The organism is Limnochordia bacterium (assembly GCA_023230925.1).
In the GTDB taxonomy this organism is placed as follows: Bacteria; Bacillota; Limnochordia; order DUMW01; family DUMW01; genus JALNWK01.
Window position 1 is genome coordinate 1 of record JALNWK010000056.1, and the last position, 18,519, is coordinate 18,519.

Genomic DNA, 18,519 nt, shown 5'->3' on the forward strand with positions numbered 1-18,519 from the left:
CAAACAATCTGGGTATACTGATAGTAGACATCGGGTCATCTCCTTTTGGTTGTTATCTTATTAGGAGTATTACCCGGTGTCCTTTTTTTACTCATTTTGGTCAACACTTACGGAGATGAACCCTTCGTTTGAAAGTGCAAACTATGTGGCTGAAAGGAAACCGGGTGGACTGGTTTATCTAATAGGTTATGAAAGTCTTTACCAAGAACTTATGCGCGTAGGTATGCAGGTTTATCATGCAGTAGAACGCCAACCAAAGAAGGCGGACTTTCTGTTAGTTGGTAATGATTCCCAGATCGGGATGGATAAGTTCACCTGTGCATTACGTGTCCTGCAAAATGGTGCGGAGTTTGTGGCGGTTAATCAGGATCCAACGGTGCCTAGCTCAGATGGTTTTACTCCTGGGACTGGGGCGCTTGTAGGAGCGATTAGTACAATGATAGGTCGCAAGCCTGATGTGTGCATCGGAAAATCAAGTCCCTTGCTGTTGCACAGAGCAGTGGCGGATCTTGATGTTTATCCTTGGGAATGTATAATGATAGGTGGTACTTTGGAATCGGATATTGTAGCAGGTAGGAGCTTTAGCGCTTATGCTGTGCTAGTAAGCACCGGAAATGTCAATCGGGTGTATTGCTCCGCTGCAGCATCGATGGTTCCAGATAAGATAGTCAACTCTCTAGAAGAACTTCTGTAACTGGAGACTAGTCTACCAGGGTAATATATATTCCTATGAAAGGGTGTTCTTAGTGGAGCTAGGTGTACTTATTGGGCAAATGGAGAACATGGAAAAGGAATTTGAGAAGGTTGTGGAACTCGGTCTTGGGACTTGTCAGGTTAGCTGTTGGAATGAAGCCCTATTTACTAGGGATGCTGGAAAAGCAATGAAACAAGCAGCAGCAGATGCAGGAGTCCGAATCTCTGCTATCTGGGCTGGTTGGCCTGGTCCTAAAGTCTGGAATTTTGTTGATGGTCCACTAACCTTGGGATTAGTTCCGAGGGCCTATCGGGATCGACGCCAGGAGGCGATTATTGCATGTTCCAAGATGGCCGAAGCCGCAGAGGTGGAGCATGTAGCGACCCACGTAGGGTTCATACCCGAGAACGCCAATGATCCAGCATACAAAGAAGTGGTTGTTGCCGTAAGATTCATAGCCCAGGCTCTAAAGGCCCAGGGCCAGACATTCCTCTTTGAGACAGGGCAAGAGACCCCGGTTACCCTACTTAGAACCATATCTGATGTAGGATACGATAACCTTGGTGTGAATCTTGATCCGGCGAATCTTCTCATGTATGGTAAGGCTAATCCAGTAGATGCCGTAGAACTATTCGGAAGGTACATCAAAGGGGTACACGTAAAAGACGGTGAATACCCGGTGGATGGTAGGAGCCTTGGCCGGGAACGGCCCGTTGGAGAAGGGAAGGTTGACTTCCCATTATTCCTCAAGAAGCTAGCCGAACAAGGGTATGCGGGGTCCTTAACAATCGAACGTGAAATCAGCGGTGAGCAGCAACGAATTGATATCCTCAAATCCATTGACTTGTTGCGCGGCTGGCTTTCTAAATAGGGCAGATACTCTAAGGAGGGGCCTTTATGCGGGGCCCCTCCTAATCTAAACCAGTCTCATTCCTGATAGTATCTCCAGTTAGCCTTTCCCTTGATTGGATGCAGCAAGGGCCAATAATGCTGGGTTCATATGTGTTGCTTCAATGTGTCCATGCAGGTGCTTCATGAGTCCGGACATGTCTTAAGGTATACGTGCTTTAGAGCATAATCTACGACTTCTCGATTAGTTGTATGTATTCGTATACTCGGTTAATCACGCCAACCGTAGCAGGAGAACCTCTATTAGAAAGAGAAAACCTATATTAATAGCTTTGTATGGGCATACGTATAAGCTCTCCTACGATGAAGAGCATTGCTCTTTAAGACATAGCAAATAGATACTTAGAATACAATCAGACCACAAAGCTTTTGTGCTGTCGTGAACTGTGAAAAGTATCTATACCGGAGGGACGGTGATCAAATCCAGAGCAAACGCCAAAACCGAACATGGTAGTACTATGTTAAAGGAGGAAGCGACTGGATGAAAAGACTACTGTTACTTCAGTTTTTCTACTGGTTTTACTAACTGGTCTGGCACTTAGCCGTACAACGATTACTTTCTGGCATGATTGGGGTGGATTGGGAGCCCGATATTTTGAAACAATGGCTAGACAGTTCGAAGAGCAGTATCCCGAGATTAAGGTGGAAGTAAGTTCTGTTGCAGGGCTCGAAGAGAAGCTATCCACGGCTATTGTTGGTGGAGCAGCCCCCGACGTAGTGTTCTTCCCCCGGTATCTTACGGGTCAGTGGGCGGCAAGGGCCATGCTGGAGCCGATGTCCCAGTTTGCCGCCGCATATGGCATCTTAGAGGAGCACTTTTTCAAGGCTACGTGGGATGAAGTGTCATATAACGGTGAGATTTGGGGTATTCCCTTTAGTACCGATGCCCGGGTCTTATTCTATAACCGACAGTCCTTCATGGAAATGGGTTTAGATTCCATGAAACCACCGAAGAACTGGGACGAACTAGTCAGCTACTCCAAAAGACTGACTGCAAGGACCCCTGAGGGCAAACTGGAAAAGGTGGGGTTTGTTCCAATTTGGGGGAATCAGTCGTTACTTATGTATATCTGGCAAAACGGCGGTAGTATGTTCAATGAAGACTATACAAAGGTGCTGATGGACTCCGAGGAGGCTGTTGGGGCCCTGCAATGGGTATGCGACTTTGTAGACATATACGGATATGGGGATCTTGGGGAGATGGGTGGCTCCTTTGGGTCGGCGGAGCAGACTCCCTGGTTTACCGGTCAAATCGCCATGATTACCGAAGGGAGCTGGAATCTCCACGGTCTCTTGGAGTATGTACCAGCCTTCTACGAACAAGATCTAGGAGTGGCAGCCCTACCCGGTAACGTAGAGCAAGCTACCGTTGCAGGTGGTTTTTCCTTTGTTATTCCTAGCGGCGCCGCACATCTGGCCGCCGCTCAAGCATTCATTGCTTGGGCAGTGCAACCGAAAAACCAGTTGGGGTTTGCTCTAGAGACTGGTGTGATACCTGCGGATGTGCGGGCAGGACATGATGAGTATTTCCGGGATCACTTTTACTGGCGCCCATTTATTGATGCCATGGACCTTTATGCTAGGGCCCGCCCAGCCCATCCAGCCTATCCGGAGATCGAAGGTCTCATGTTTGAAGCACTATGGAAGGCTCTTGCCAAAGAGCAATCTGCCTTTGCTTGTTTGGAGGACGCCACTACCCGGGGGCAAGCGATTCTCGACTACTACAATGCAGTATTTGGTTTCTAAGAGGGAGGGCGAAGGATGAGAATCAAGGTAGCTGTTGTGATCTTGGTGTTACTTCTTAGTGGAATATGCTATGCCAACGACGGTCTGTTGCTCTGGCAAATTGGTGAGTTTGATGACAGCTCTGCTGAACTAGCCTTAGGGCCGAACCGGTTTGGTGAGTTCCCCGGTTTCTTTCCTGAGGGACCTCGTTTTGTGATTGGGCAAAGTGACCCGGCCACCGATTGGCCCTATATTCACCCTGGGGCTGGGGATGCTTGGGCTAATTCCCAAGAGTGGGCGTTCACTATTGTCTTTGATGCCAAGGATGTACCCGAGGGGCAAACGGTCCTGTGGATTGATCTAGTCGGTGCCCATCCCCAAGCTCCTCCGGGACTCAAGATATCACTTAACGGGGAACAGTTGGGGGTTGTTCTACCAGAACCGGGCAATAATGCCCCTGTTTACGTGGATCCCGCTGGTGGCAAAGAAGAGATTATCGCTATTGTACTCCCATCAGATAAGCTGAAGACCACGGGTAATCAATTGACTATAAAGACCCAAGGGGGTTCTTGGGTAGTATATGACGGAATCAAAATGGTTTCTTTCCGGGGTAATGTCCCTGAAGGATTTCTACCTGTCGAGGAGGATCCCTGGGCTGGTATTACGCCTGTGATCAAACCGGGGATGGTAGTTGTTACACCTGCCCCCACCACCATGGGCGAACAGGCAATGCTGGTCTCATTACAGGGTCTTGTCAATCAACGGGTGGGTCGACTGTACCTTGGAGCAGTGACTGATCACTGGTTCCAGCAGGCGGTGCCCCTAAACCAAATGCCTGTTCAGGTGAAGAGTCCTCTGAAGGTTCTAGAGGCCTTCAAGCAGGAAGTACAGGGCCTTGTAATCTATGATCCTGCCTTGATAGACACCGTGAACGTCGCCTTTACCTTGGCGGGACTGAATCAGGCTATTGTTGTTTCGCCGGATCTGGCCCAAGAGTTGCTGGCTCGATGGGACGATCTGACTATCGTTGCTGATCTACAGGATCGGTGGTCGACTAGGCTAGAAGCCTATACCTGGGCCTATGCTGAGCTTTGGCCAAAGTGTAACCAAGGTTTTATCTTAAACAATAATCCCGGCATGATTCACATGCAGGATCTCCAGGTTGCTAATCGGGGATTTGGAGTGTATCTAGATGCGGGTATTCCCGAAGAACGGGTATTGCTTGAGGAGATCTATCGTCAGATGAACGCACTGGGCACAGTCTTCGGGTGGCCCGGGGGTGATGCTGATGCGGCGATTGATTTGGCAAGCCAATACGGACATTCCTATGTGGTTACCGACTGGTGCGATAACCTTAGTGTGCTCGGCAAGGGCATTCCTCCGGTTCTTAAGCAGGCCGAGCCTACAATGTCCAGTGGGGATGCCAAGCTTTACGTTACTTTCATCCTCGATCACGCTGGGGTTTTCCATTACAACCAGTTTCACATGCTGGATCTGTGGAATGACGGGGCCCGGGGACAGGTTCCCGTAGGTTGGACGGTACACCCCCGGCTTGTTGATCTGGCTTCTGGGATCATTGATTACTACTTTAAGACCGCCACTCCCAACGACTACTTCCTAGCACCGATCAATCCAAGCGGGTTTGTCCATCTTGAGGCAGTGCCTGATTCAAAGGCCTACGGGACGTATCTGCAAGGACTTCTGAAAAAGGCTGGCATAAAGCTTGCTTGGCTGGATTCTAGGGAAAACGCAGAATTTGACAAGCTCAGTGGGGAAGTCGTCTCTGCGCTCTTGGATGTTGCTACTTATGGAGGCCTGGATGCTGTGTTCTTTGGTAGAAGCACTTCTACCAATTGTAAGGCAGTGGTCTTAGGTGATGTAACTGTTTTCCCAGTGATGTATATGCATGGTGGTGAATCCGCAAAGGATCTTGCTTACCGTACTCATCAAAGTGGAGCGGCAAATGATGGATTTGTCGTCGTTGGCATCGACAGTTGGGGCGCTGGGCCAAGTTATGTAGCTGAGGTGGTCAACGCGCTAGAAGACATGGGTGATGTGATGGTCCTGCGGCCCGATGCGTGGGTTTCGTTATACACAGACATGCTGCGCTAAGGATAAAGCTGGGGGCTTCGGCCCCTAGCAACTACGGAGGTAGTATTATGTGGTACAGCAATGGACTAATGGCGATTTTGTGTTGCCTTGTGTTTTTTGCTTGGAGTGGTAAGGCTTTCGCCCAAGAACAGATTATCCAGGAATGGGGTCCGGATAGCTTTGCCCTATCACCCGATGGGTATGAGCAGTTTTCCCAGAAGTATTCAAGTCTTGTAATCGTGGATACCAAGGATCAAACGGCAAAGTCTAGCTGGCCGTATATCCATCCAGGCCCTGTGGACCAATGGGCCAATGCCCAGATGCATACCTTTGTGCTTTTGTTTGACCTAGCGGATATACCCAAGGGTGGAGTGCGCTTGAACCTGGAAATCGGGGATACCCACCAATCGGATCCACCGACTATCAGGGTGCTTATGAATGGACGGGGCGAAAACATTGCTCTAAAACCGGGAGCTGGAGTAGGGTATGCCAATGCCAATGAAGGTCAACCCAGTGAAGTTCAGATGCTCTTTCCTCCTGAGCAACTACGGGTTGGGGATAATCGACTGGCGATCACTACCCTTTCAGGTTGTTGGTTTACCTACCGAAGCCTGACTTTACTAGCGCTAAGCCAGGAGGTGGGGTACGAGGCCTCGATAATCGATATAGAACCACTGCCATTATATCCCTATACTGAAAGCGGCCCTATGGCCACAGCCCAGATTGTGATTAACAACAAAGGGAAGAATCTAGAAGGGGCCTATGTAAAGGTCCTGACTGGAGATCAGGCTTTAGAACAGTCTCTTGGTAACATTGGCTATGGGAAGTCTACCCGGCGAGTAAGAGTACCGAACATAGAACGGGGTACTTTGAGCATCACACTGCATAATGGTGATGGCACTGTAGTCTCAGAGTATGAAACCAGTTGGCAGGCCTCACGGAAATGGACGATCTATCTATTGCACCATTCCCATACAGACCTGGGATATACGAATCCCCAAGAAGAGGTGCTTAGGATCCATCTGGATAATATCCGGCGGGTTGCTCCCTATGTTCAACAAACAAAAGAGCATCCTTCAGAGTCCCAGTACCGGTGGAACGTTGAGGCGGGTTGGGCCATGGTCCGGTACTTAAGAGAGCTGGAACAAGATCCAAAGAAGCTCAAACAGTTGCGGGATCTAGTCTCAAAGGGGTACATTGGCATTGAAGGGTTGTGTTTCAATGAACTGTATAGCTTGGCGGGACTAGAGGAACTGGTAAGAAACATACTTCCCCTCCATCAGATGCTAAAAGATAAGCTGGATTACAAACCAATCACTGCTATGCTCACCGATGTTCCGGGGGTTCCCTGGTCCTTGATCGGACTGTTGGCCGATGCGGGAATAGAGTATCTAGACCTAGCTCCCAATGATGTTAGGTTGACTCAGACGATTAGGCGACCACTGGCCTTTCTTTGGCAGTCCCCGGATAAAGAAGGGGAAGTGCTAACCTTTGTACGGGTGGATCCACCGGTGTTTACCTACTTTGAGGGTAACCAGGTCGGTTTTACGGACAGCTTAATCGGCGTAGAGCAGGCCCTTCCCGAATGGCTTTGGCGATTGGAGCAACTTGGGTATGAGTACGATTTATACCCAATGCGGGTTCAAGGCGTTCATCCTTCGGGTCGGTATATAGATAACACTACGGCATCTTTGCAGCCTAGTCTTATTGCTAAACAATGGAATGAGAAGTATGCTTATCCGAAGATCGTTACTGCAACCAGTGTTGACTTTTACGAGGATTTCCGTAGGGCATACAAAGATCAGCTACCAGTGGTAACGGGGGATCTCTCCGACTGGTGGAACGATGGAGTGGCTTCATCGGCTAGGGAAACCTCCCTAAACAGACAGGCTAGAACAATGCTTCCACAAGCCGAGACCTTAGCCACCTTGTTAGGGCTTGAGTATCCAAGACTAACTACCGCGTATGAGAACTTAGTTTTATATCACGAGCATACTTGGGGCTCAGATAATGCTCTACCCACTAATCCTGTGCAACAGGTGATCTGGAGGGAGAAGGCGCGTTTTGCCGAAGATGCCTTTAGTACGGCACAGCAAGTACTCCAGGACTCAGTCGCTTTCTTGGCCAATAAAGTATGTCAAAACCCCGGTGAGATCGTAGTCTATAATGGTAACTCCCAGCCGATGAGCGGACCTGTGCAGGTTCTAGCGCCAAAGACTAATGTCCACCAAGTTGTTGATCTAGACACGCATGAACTGCATCGGATCCAATGGGTGACCGATGATATGTTCTTGTTTGTTGCCAAAGAGGTACCTCCCTTAGGATATCGCCGCTATGCCTTAAGTGATCAGAAACATTCAAAGGAGCAGGAGTTTCAGCCAGTGACAGCAAGTCAAAGGGATGGGCAGTCTGTCCTTGAGAACGACTTCTTCCGACTAGAGGTGAACAATGTTGGTCGGGTGCTCTCCTTCTATGACAAAAGCTTAAAGAAGGAATGGTGTGATGAAGGTTCTTCACATGGCCTTGGGGAGTATGTCTATGTTTTGAACCAAGAGCAGCCCATTAAGACCACTTCTGTGACCATTGAGGAATGTGGACCATTGTTTGCAACTATAGCTGTATATGGCCAGGGAATACACCATGAAGAGGTGGTACGCCGCTACAGTCTATGGGCTGATCTGAGGCAGCTGGATGTATCTGTGGAACTACAGAAGGCCGAAACGCTAAATACCGAAGCGGCCTTTGTTGCTTTTCCGTTGTCAATCGAGGACGGTAAGGCAGCTTGGCAGATCCCCGGTGCCGCGGTGAGATACATGCAAGATCAACTGCCGGGTTCCTCACTAGATTACCAATCCATGCAGTACTGGGCTGACATCTCCAGTGACAAGATGGGGCTGACCCTGGCAAGTAAGGATGCACCGTTGGTGTGGTTTAACGGATATAACTTACGGCAGTCAAGTATTAGGCCCTTATCAGCGGGCGCGATGACACCGGTATCAAGCATGTATTCCTTCGTGATGAATAACTACTGGCATGTAAACTACAAACGTAGTCAAGGTGGTAGTTTACTATTTCGTTACGCCCTAAGACCCCATGGGGGACCCTTGGATTCGGGTGAGGCCCATACCTTCGGTTCTGCCTTTGAGAACCCCCTCCAGTATGCTTGGTCCACCAAGCATGGTGCGGGCACCCCCGCGGATAGTCTGTTGGCCTTTGAATCTGCAGGGGAGATTGTGGTGGTTACCTGCAAATTGGCCCAAGACGGGGCAGGAATAGTGTTGCGTTTGGTCGAAGTCTCGGGACATGGTGGTGTGTGCCGCCTAGGATTAGGGAAACTCCTGCCCCTTAGGGCTTGGGAGACGAGCATCCTGGAGCAGCCCATCGATGAGCTGTCCCTGGTAGGTCATGACTTATTCCTAGAGCTCTTGCCCTTTGAGGTGAAGACAATATACATTGAGCTTTCGAGATAATTGTAAGCATAGGTATGAACGGAGATGGTAGTTGTGTGGACACAGAAAAAACGTGCGATTGCTGCTTTAGAAGGAAAGCAGCCCGATCGAGTTCCTACATTTGAACTGGAGTTTCAGCTGACCGAGGAGCTATTTGGACGCAGTTTCCGAAGGCCTAGTGAGGCCAGTACCGATACTGAGTTTAGGGAAATCTGTCGGCATAATGCTGCCCTTTATGTGGATGTAGCAAAGGAGCTGGAATACGATATCATTATGCTGGCGGTTGCCGGGGAGGATGAGGCCGCGTTACTCGAAACTGGCCGGCACATTAAGGATCTAGTGGGAGAACAGTATCTGTTAGTTGCCCATGGGGATGGTACCTTTGCGATTCCCGATGGGAATACGATGCTAGAGTTTAGCTACTGGCTACACGATCATCCCCAAGAGGTACACGAGCATGCTAAGAAAATGATGAATGATGCCGTCGAACGGAACAAGCGGCTCTTTGACGCCGGGTTTGATGGGTTTGCCCTGTGTGCGGATTATTGCTTCAATGATGGACCCTTCATGTCCCCAAAGATGTTTAGTGAATTCGTCACACCCTATCTAGCGGAGCTTATTGCCGCAATTCGTCAGATGGGCGCATATGCAATCAAACATACAGATGGGAATATCATGCCGATCGTTGATCAATTGGTGGACTGTAATCCCCATGCTTTGCACTCCCTTGATCCGATGGCGGGTATAGATATTAAGACGATCAAGGAAACATATGGTGATCGGGTGTGCTTAATTGGAAATGTGAACTGTGCCCTGCTGCAAACAGGTACGCCTGAGGAAATTGATCATTCTGCTTTATATGCCCTTACCCACGGGAAGCCCGGGGGAGGTTACATCTACTCCACAAGTAATGTGGCATATAAGGGGATGCCCCTGGAAAACTACACGCGTATTTGGCGGATTTGGAAGGAGAACCGGGACTACTAGGATTAGGGTCATTGGTAAAGCGTGGGCTTTACCAATGACCCCATTTACTAGCTTGCGGAGTCTTGATGTATTTTCCCTTGGTGTGCGGTGAGCTCATCAGTCAGTTCATCCATGAGGTCTTGTACACTTACCAGCTTGTCTACGCGATAGGCATTGGTACCGGCGAAGGCAAACCCTCCGTCCATCTCGCCCCTTTGGGCGTGGATTAGTGCTTCAGCAATACAATAACGGGCGGTCTGGGGCCTACAGTGTTTAAGACAGTGGTACTGGCATCTTGTACGTATCTGAGTTCCGTGGGAAACCTTTTCCAGGAAGTCATTGTTAATGGCTCTGCCCGGCATGCCCACAGGGCTCTTAATTAGAACAATGTCTTCTTTTTTGGCATTAAGATACTGCTGTTTAAAACCCGGGGAGGCATCACATTCATGGGTACCCACAAATCGTGTACCCATTTGCACGCCACTTACTCCCATGGACAAGTAATTGCCAATATCTCCTCCGGTGAAGATACCACCAGCCGCGATTACCGGAATCTCCCGACCATATTTTTGCTCGAAGGGCTTGATTATCTCCAAAACATCCTGTACAAGTTTTGGCAGAGACTGGGTTGCATCATTTTGTAGTTCCTGTTCGGAAAAGCCCAAATGTCCTCCGGCCTTTGGGCCTTCTACCACGATGGCATCGGGACAGTAGTCGCTTTTCCGATCCCAATACTTACAGATCACATTTGCTGCTTTTGCTGAAGAAACAATAGGTACGATCTTTGTCTCAGAATCCTTGACTAATTCCGGCAAATCCAATGGGAGCCCCGCCCCAGCGAAAATGATATCGATTTTCTCCTTGACTGCTTCTTTGACCATCTCGGCAAAGTCGCTTAAGGCTGTCATAATGTTGACACCAAGGATTCCCTTAGGACAAAGCTCCCTTGCCCTTTGGATATGGTCTGCTAACGCTTGACGATTTGCAGTAACCTTATCCGTCAGGTAGGATGGTAAGTCAAAACCGATTTCCACGCCCGAGATGACACCGACTCCTCCGGCGTTACCCACGGCCGCGGCGAGACCTGAGAGGGATATACCTACACCCATGCCTCCTTGAATAATGGGGAGCTTCGCTACTAGATCACCAATTTTCAGTTTGGGAATTTGCATGTTCTATCTCCTTTACATGGTTTACTTGGCAAGATGCTAGCACGGACTAGGCTTGATAAAAGTAGTATTTCCATTTTCTTCGGAACATTTCATAGGGATTTATGAAAACTGTGGCCAAAGGAAAGAGGTAAGTCTCTCATTTGAACACCTCTCGGGGTCATTTACTAGGTTGTACCAGTCGTTCAGAAATTGGCTGCAAATAAGTCCATCACTCACACAATGCATCTCAATCGTAACACTAGTATACCATAAGTTCAAACATGTGGAAACACGCACGTACGCCGTCATCTATTTGGATAGAGCGACCCATTGCGCTAACCTTATTGAATCCGTATAATGGACACAAAAAAGGGGGAGCGTGTGGAAGTGGCCCTCAAGAAACACTTCGATGAGATCTCGGATCACTATGATGAGGAAAGACGCGTATTAATCCCATGTTTTGATGCTTTCTACGAAGCGGTGGTTTGGGCTGCCTCAGTAGATACTGATAAACCCAGAGTGTTAGATTTGGGGGCAGGAACCGGGCTTTTATCCGCTAAGCTCATGGAAAAGTTTCCCCAAGGACAGTTTACCCTAGTTGATTTCTCGGACTTTATGCTTGCTGGGGCTAGGGAGCGGTTTGCAGGATGTGGGAACGTTGTGTTCCTAGCCGCAGACTTCGTGCAGGAAGCCTTTGGGGGAGACTATGACCTGATTGTATCCGGCCTTGCCATTCATCATTTGGAGGATGATCAAAAACGTGCTCTGTTTGGCAAGTGTATTAGTCATCTAAGGCCAGGTGGCATATTCATAAACGCGGATCAAATCCGGGGCAGTAGTCCTGAACTGGATCAGCGGATCATGGAGAATTGGAAAGACTACACCAAAGGGCGCATTTCTACCAAGGATTATGATCGTTGCATGGACCGGATTAGCTTTGACCGCAACTCTTCCATGGAGGAGCAATTGAACTGGCTTTGTGCGGCGGGTTTTGCCGATGTGGATTGCATATTTCGTTCAATGCAGTTTGGGGTTTTTGTGGCACGAAAACCATTGTGAGCAGGGAAAATTAGCGTTTTCCAAGAATAAAGGACTATGGGGGTGGAGTATATGGATTATGCACCGTTAGGAAGAACAGGTATGCAGGTGTCTCGCTTGGGCTTTGGTGCAATTAAGTTACCAGAGGTGGACCAAAAGACAGCAACTGCAGCCCTTAACTATGCCTTGGACCTAGGAGTGAACTTCGTGGATACGGCACGGGGATACGGGGATAGCGAGGTAAAGATTGGGCGTGCCCTACAGCATCGCCGGGATGACTTTTTCGTGGCCACAAAAACGCCAAAACGCGATATGGCTGGTGCCATGGAGGATGTTGAGACGTCTTTAAAAAACCTACAGGTTGACTACATTGATCTGTATCAATTGCATGATGTATCTACGCCGGATGAGTTTAGGGCGGTGATGGCCGCAGATGGTGCCCTTGCAGCTTTACGGAAAGCTCAAGGACAAGGAAAGATAAAACACATTGGCATAACAGTGCATCGGGCATTGAACGTGATGCACGAGGCCATCGCATCGGGTGAGTTTGAGACCGTGATGTTATTAATCAATGCCTTGGACGAGGAAGCAACAATAGATCAGGTATTGCCCCAAGCAAAGGAATCGGGCATCGGGGTAATTGCGATGAAAGTCCTCTCCGGCGGAAAGTTAGTTACACCGGGTTTAGCCACGGAGGATCCGATTGTACGTGGCTGCCTTAAATACGTACTGTCCCTAGATGCCGTGCATACCGCTTTGATCGGGATGAGAAGTGTAGACGAAGTAAGGACTAATGTCTCAATAGCTCAAGAGGGTAGTACTATGACTCCTGAGGAAAAAAACGAGCTGATTCACAGGTTGCGCGATCAACAAGGGGATCTCAAAAGGAATTACGCCTGCTTGAGCTGTGGATACTGCAAACCCTGTCCGGAAGGTATTAATATTCCAACGATACTACGGGCCAGGTATATACATGAGCAATATCCTCCAGAGCTAAAGGGTATGGGCAAGAAGATCTATTTGGAACAGAAGGTGAAGCCTGATGCATGTGTAGGATGTGGGTCCTGCATGAAAAGGTGCCCTGCAGGCATCGACATCCCTAAGGAACTGTGCACTACCGCTGAAGTTTTTGCTTAGATGCTAGCTTACAACTCCACAGATGCCGGATGGTTTGCTATCCGGCATTTTCCATTGAATGAGTCGAGGCCTAGCAGGAAACCACTCTGTGCCTAACCTTAGTCTCAGATTTCCCTCAAGTTTGCTTCAATGTAGTCCATCACCTGGGTTTTGTACCTCTGGGCCTTTAGAGAGTTAGACTCACGACCTTGGCTGATCACGATGTACTTTTGCAGTTCATAGAGTAGGTAGAAATGACCTCGGATTGTGGCTGATTCTGAAGTATCCCGTTTCTCTCCATAGCCATCCCAGAAAGCAGGACGGGAGATACTGCAGTAATCTAGCACCGCAAATTCAATCTCTGGATCCCCATACAAGCTTCGATCCCAATCGATAAGTCCTGTAATCCGACCCAGATCATCTATTAAGATGTTTTGATCCCAGACGTCCATATGCAATAGACAAGACCTTGGGTTATGTTGAAAATGTCTACGATGAGATTTAAGCAGATTGGATAGGCGAGCAACTTCGGCGGTATTGTAGGCACCGATTCGGTAGATATCTCCCAGGAGCTTATGCCACATAACAGCAAAGGCATGATCCCATTTGTCGTACGGTAGCATTGGTCGATGGGCTCCCATGTATCCATATTTGGATGCGGTAATAGCATGTGCTTGCCGCAGGTATGTACCAACTTGGCATAATACCCCGTCACGCTCCGTTGTTGAGAGGTTGCATTCACTCATCGGTTGACCGGGTAGCTTTTCCATGATGATTACATCCCGAGGAAGAAGTGATCCAGTGAAGTCATAGGCTAGGATTCGTGGCACGGGTATATTTGTCTTCTCCAATAGAATTCTGTGCAATTTGGGTTCTTGCCGCATCATTTGCCGTTCATAAAAACAGAAGATGCTGTCCGCTGGTGGTGCAACCCGTACAACCACTTCCCTATTAGGCAGTAGAGCACTGAAAGAGGAGTTAAATAGTCCTGTGGCTATTGGTTCAATAGCTAGGACCTGAGTATTTAGCCTTTGCCGAAGTAGGCAGCAGATCTGTTCAATCATTTGAGGACCCCCTTGAATCTAAGGTCTAGTTTTAAGGGGCAGGGGACCTACCCTGCCAAAAGCCAGGACCTTGTCCGGGAAAACTAGAGCCTACCGATTTTACGAACTCTTAGTCTCCCATGCCTGGGGACATTCCTATATGCCTTGGAAATCTATGTATCGGTACTTGTTAAAGCATATCACTACATGCACGAAAAGAGTAGCTGCGTGACCATTAGGACTTGCTAAGAAATCAACGTCCAAGGCAAAGGAGATGGTTCGAAAGGAGGGCACAATCAAGTAACATCGAGCCAAACTGTCAACGGACATTAGAAAGTAAGACAGTCCAAGAAATCGTCCGCACCCCCTTCTGCACATTTTAACATGTCCAGTAACACCAAACTCAGCAATCAATTGAGTTACTAAAAATCTCTGGGTTGTGTGCCTAGGATTTAGTAATAAAATTGTGTAGTCGGAAGGACTAGAGCTATACGTGGCGAATAAAGAAATTAGTCACCACTATAGAACAGTGTTCTCTATAGATGGACGCACCTGCTGAACCGACAAATGGGCAGAAGCTAGAAAATTAAGTTGGCACTTTGGGCGAAGGAAACGGTTCGAAACAAGTAAGGGGGAATTATGAATAGTCGGGTCTGTAAGTCAATGATTAGTACTTGCTTCTCTATAATAATAGTAATGGCGGTGTTTCCGGTGGATAATCTCATTTTGGGCAAAAGTCCCGGGTTGGCTAGATTACTTTTAACGGAAGACTACGTTATTATGCATAGATCACCGAATCCGAGTAACGTGTATCTTTACTCGCCGGGTATTGCTAGATTGGATTCGGGAAGGCTTGTGGCCGTATGTAGACAAGGTGGTGAAGGTTTAGTTGGTGATCCTGGGATGATCTTCACATCCGATGATGGAGGAGAAACCTGGGTGCAGCGGGGTACTTTTCCCTTTATTCAAGCGAGACCTTTCGTTGCAGGAGGTACCCTGTATATCATAGGTCAGGGAAACCATTTAGGGCAGTCGGGAGATATTAGGATTATTTGCTCCCTAGATGAGGGTGATACATGGAGCAAAGTCTCTACTCTGACATCTGGACAACAGTGGCATGCTTCTCCCTGCAACGTTATTTATGCAAATGGACGGGTATACCTTGTAATAGAGCGAATCGTGGATGAGGGCTTTCGAGGCTGGCCTGTTTCTGTTCTGGCTCCCGTTGTGTTAGCTGCTTCAGTTGATGATGATCTTATGGAACGTTTGTCATGGACCTTTTCAAATGAGATCACGTTTCGGGATGAGGTACGCGAAGAGTCCATCCACGGAATCGGTGTTCCCTTTTGGCCCTATGAAGGGATGCCGCCTGAACGATATATGGCTGAGGTAGGGTGGCTTGAGAGCAATATTGTACAGTTTTACGATCCGAAGCACGTTTGGTATGATCCCGATGGAAAGACTTTCTACCTGTGGATGCGGGCCCATACAGGTGCGACCAACTACGCTGCCATCGCCAAAGTAGTAGAGTCGGAAGAAGGAGAGCTTACCGTTAGTCTTGCTAGTGCGCCTTCGGGAAAGCCGATTGTATATGTACCATGTCCTGGTGGTCAAATGAGGTTTCACATTACTTATGATGATGTATCGAAGACCTATTGGTTATTATCTAGTCAGGCTACGGACTCCATGACCCGTCCGGAGCTACTTCCCGATGATCGGTATAACCTACCCGATAATGAGCGCCATCGATTAGCTTTACATTTTTCTACTAACTGCATCGATTGGTGTTTTGTTGGGTTAGTGGCGGTGGGAGATACGCCAAAGCAAGCGCGTCATTACGCAAGCATGGCCATTGACGATGGGGACCTTGTGATCTTAAGCCGCTCCGGCGATAAGGATGCTAAGACAGCCCACGATGGCAACATGATCACTTTCCACCGGGTAAAGGACTTTAGAAACCTAATGTACTAAAAGTTAAAGGGGTAGAAGGGACCCTTTGTGTAGGCACAGGGCAGCAGACCAATCGAAGTTGTTGTACTAGAATATAATATGTGGTTCAGCGTCTTAAAAATGGGAGGATTATCAATGAATAATGAACTGCCTAAGGGAGTCTGGCCAACAATGGTTACTCCCTTTTCCCCAGATAATGAAGTGGATTACCGTGCCCTTGAGCAGATGGTAGAGTGGTATATTGACAACGGGGTAGCGGGCCTTTTTACAGTCTGCCTCTCCAGCGAGATGTTTTCACTATCTGATAAGGAGAGCGTTCAGATAGCCCGGTTTGTTGTAGAAAAGGCAGCAGGTAGGATACCGGTAGTTGCTTCAGGACACACTGCTGATGATTTACAGGATCAGGTACGGCAAATCAACGAAATAGCGGAGACAGGGATAGCGGCGGTAGTGCTTAATGCAAATCGGTTTGCACTTGCCGGTAAGTCTGATGCGGCGTGGCGGATGAGCCTGGAAAAACTCATTGGAATGCTACCCGATTCGTTGCCACTAGGGCTGTATGAGTGCCCCTATCCCTTCGCATTTCATCTGTCTTTGGACCTTTTGCGATTTTGTGATTCGTTAGGCAGGTTCTTGTTCTTCAAGGATACCTGTTGTGATGCCAAAGCCCTTGAGTCTAAGATCAAGGCGGCAGGGAAGGTACCTATCTATAACGCGGATTCCACAACTTTGATGGGTTCATTGCTTGCTGGTGCCGCAGGTTATAGCGGAGTGATGGCCAACTTCCATCCTGATCTCTACGCATGGTTGTGTGCTAACTACAAGACACAGCCCCAAAAAGCAACCTGGGTAGCAGACTTTCTAGGGACCGCATCCTTGATCCAAGGCCATTCATATCCCTTGTGTGCTAAATACCATATGCAGCTTAACGGTATCGATATTGAACTATATAACCGGGTCTCCCAAGGAAGTCTCTCAGATCGGATCCGGCTACAAGTGGAGCAGCTTTATTCCTTTACACAAGGATTTAGCGATCTTCTTGATAACTACGAAGGCATGCTAAAGTCAAGCTAACTTATCCCGTTGCGACTAACAGGCTGGGTAGAATTGCTTTATTTACATCAACTTAAGCAAGGGTCTACGATAATCAGACCCATAGTCGCGCAGGTCTTGTCCTAAGCCCAAAGATTTTGGCCTCGTCCCCGGTCGTAGGGGATGAGACCATGATCGCTTGGAGGTAGTAGTTTTGCAACCCGAAAAATCAATTTTTCCGATTTCACTGAGAAACTGTTAAGGATGGAAGGAAGGTCTAGGTATTCTCAAGGACATTAACGTTTCGTCTTACAAAAATCATTAACAAGCCCTTTTCGTTCCACATAGGGTCGGTGATGCAGTATATCTGCAATTTCCGTAGTTGGTATCTGTAAACCGCGTTTATGCACCGGAGCGAGAGGCTATATCGTGACTCTCATGAAAGGGAAAAGCTCGGGGCAGAATTGCTACAGATATCTGATGAGGAGATCGATCTGGCTAAACGCCTACATGCCATTGTTCGTATTGGCTGCCGTAATGAATCTAGTAACCATTATTACTACACTACAAACTTGCTCCTTGTCCGCACAAGGTTTATGGTTTCAGAAAGTCTAGTTACATTCAGTTCCTAGTAGCCCTGTTTTGGAAAACACACTTTGGTTCAGAAGGAAAAGGGGTCTCAATCGTAGAATATGGAGTTAGTGATGAGGAACGTAGTTCCTTACTGGTGAACGACTTGTGGCGAATGGGTTAATGACTAATAGGGTTTGGACTGTCATAGATTCTCTACTTTATTTATTTCCAGGGAATTGGTAGAAATTCTTGGTTCGACAGACAGTAGCCTAATCAAAGGGGAGGTGCCTTAGAGTAATCTTGTACAGCAATATGCTGAACAAACTACACAATACCGAGTCTTTCACGAAATGGAGGATTTTTCATGCGTTACATTGGGTGGTTGAGTGCGTTGATGGCTATTATTCTGGTTTCAGGGTGTATCTGGGCAGCACCGGTAAAAGAGTCAGTCATATTACACTACAGTTTTGATGAGATCATCGATGGCATAGTATTTGATCAATCGGGGAACGGGATTCATGGCACGGTTTGTGGCGCAGTCGATCCCGTAGAGGGCATGCGCGGGTCTGCGGGGAAGTTTGTTGGGAGTAGTTTTATTGACGTTAAGAATTTCCCCTCAGAGCTAATCCCTAAGGATGAGATCGCACTTACTGCGTGGAGGGCGTATTTAGATATTGGGGGGAGTAAATCAGGAATATGTAAATGACGAAAGAGTAACCATTCTTTTCATATAGAGGAAGGAAAAAGAGATGACACCGAGAACCCCGTAGTTATTGAGAGTA

At 48.0% G+C, this 18,519-nt stretch carries 13 protein-coding genes; 11 read left to right on the forward strand and 2 right to left on the reverse strand.

Annotated features, from left to right (window positions below):
• Positions 1-76: 76 nt before the first annotated feature.
• From M0Q40_10745 to M0Q40_10770, 6 genes are all read left to right on the forward strand, one after another.
• Positions 77-694: an HAD hydrolase-like protein gene (locus tag M0Q40_10745; GenBank protein ID MCK9223074.1), complete on the forward strand. Its 618-nt coding sequence runs from the start codon at positions 77-79 to the stop codon at positions 692-694.
• A 52-nt stretch (positions 695-746) separates the two neighbouring features.
• On the forward strand, positions 747-1,565 hold the full coding sequence (locus M0Q40_10750; protein ID MCK9223075.1) for a sugar phosphate isomerase/epimerase: 819 nt from the start codon (positions 747-749) through the stop codon (positions 1,563-1,565).
• 617 nt (positions 1,566-2,182) lie between these two features.
• Positions 2,183-3,349: an ABC transporter substrate-binding protein gene (locus M0Q40_10755; GenBank protein ID MCK9223076.1), complete on the forward strand. Its 1,167-nt coding sequence runs from the start codon at positions 2,183-2,185 to the stop codon at positions 3,347-3,349.
• Between the two features lie 15 nt (positions 3,350-3,364).
• On the forward strand, positions 3,365-5,440 hold the full coding sequence (locus tag M0Q40_10760) for a polysaccharide lyase family protein (GenBank protein MCK9223077.1): 2,076 nt from the start codon (positions 3,365-3,367) through the stop codon (positions 5,438-5,440).
• A 47-nt stretch (positions 5,441-5,487) separates the two neighbouring features.
• Complete coding sequence (locus tag M0Q40_10765; protein ID MCK9223078.1) at positions 5,488-8,889, forward strand: glycosyl hydrolase-related protein; 3,402 nt, start codon at positions 5,488-5,490, stop codon at positions 8,887-8,889.
• A gap of 33 nt (positions 8,890-8,922) precedes the next feature.
• Positions 8,923-9,855: a hypothetical protein gene (locus M0Q40_10770; protein MCK9223079.1), complete on the forward strand. Its 933-nt coding sequence runs from the start codon at positions 8,923-8,925 to the stop codon at positions 9,853-9,855.
• A 47-nt stretch (positions 9,856-9,902) separates the two neighbouring features.
• Here the strand turns inward: M0Q40_10770 and M0Q40_10775 are convergent, their stop codons facing one another.
• The gene (locus M0Q40_10775; GenBank protein MCK9223080.1) at positions 9,903-11,006 is read right to left on the reverse strand and encodes a nitronate monooxygenase family protein; all 1,104 of its coding nucleotides are present in this window, start codon (positions 11,004-11,006) and stop codon (positions 9,903-9,905) included.
• A gap of 360 nt (positions 11,007-11,366) precedes the next feature.
• On the opposite strand from M0Q40_10775, the gene M0Q40_10780 reads away from it, so the two are divergent.
• Positions 11,367-12,044, forward strand: coding sequence for a class I SAM-dependent methyltransferase (locus M0Q40_10780; protein ID MCK9223081.1), 678 nt, complete (start codon positions 11,367-11,369; stop codon positions 12,042-12,044).
• 51 nt (positions 12,045-12,095) lie between these two features.
• Positions 12,096-13,160, forward strand: coding sequence for an aldo/keto reductase (locus tag M0Q40_10785; GenBank protein ID MCK9223082.1), 1,065 nt, complete (start codon positions 12,096-12,098; stop codon positions 13,158-13,160).
• Positions 13,161-13,264: 104 nt separating this feature from the next.
• Here M0Q40_10785 and M0Q40_10790 read toward each other — a convergent pair whose 3' ends face one another.
• Positions 13,265-14,203: an aminoglycoside phosphotransferase family protein gene (locus M0Q40_10790; GenBank protein MCK9223083.1), complete on the reverse strand. Its 939-nt coding sequence runs from the start codon at positions 14,201-14,203 to the stop codon at positions 13,265-13,267.
• Between the two features lie 618 nt (positions 14,204-14,821).
• Here M0Q40_10790 and M0Q40_10795 point away from each other — a divergent pair.
• From M0Q40_10795 to M0Q40_10805, 3 genes are all read left to right on the forward strand, one after another.
• Complete coding sequence (locus M0Q40_10795; protein ID MCK9223084.1) at positions 14,822-16,153, forward strand: glycoside hydrolase; 1,332 nt, start codon at positions 14,822-14,824, stop codon at positions 16,151-16,153.
• A 114-nt stretch (positions 16,154-16,267) separates the two neighbouring features.
• The gene (locus M0Q40_10800) at positions 16,268-17,206 is read left to right on the forward strand and encodes a dihydrodipicolinate synthase family protein (GenBank protein MCK9223085.1); all 939 of its coding nucleotides are present in this window, start codon (positions 16,268-16,270) and stop codon (positions 17,204-17,206) included.
• Between the two features lie 895 nt (positions 17,207-18,101).
• On the forward strand, positions 18,102-18,443 hold the full coding sequence (locus M0Q40_10805) for a hypothetical protein (GenBank protein ID MCK9223086.1): 342 nt from the start codon (positions 18,102-18,104) through the stop codon (positions 18,441-18,443).
• Positions 18,444-18,519: the final 76 nt, after the last annotated feature.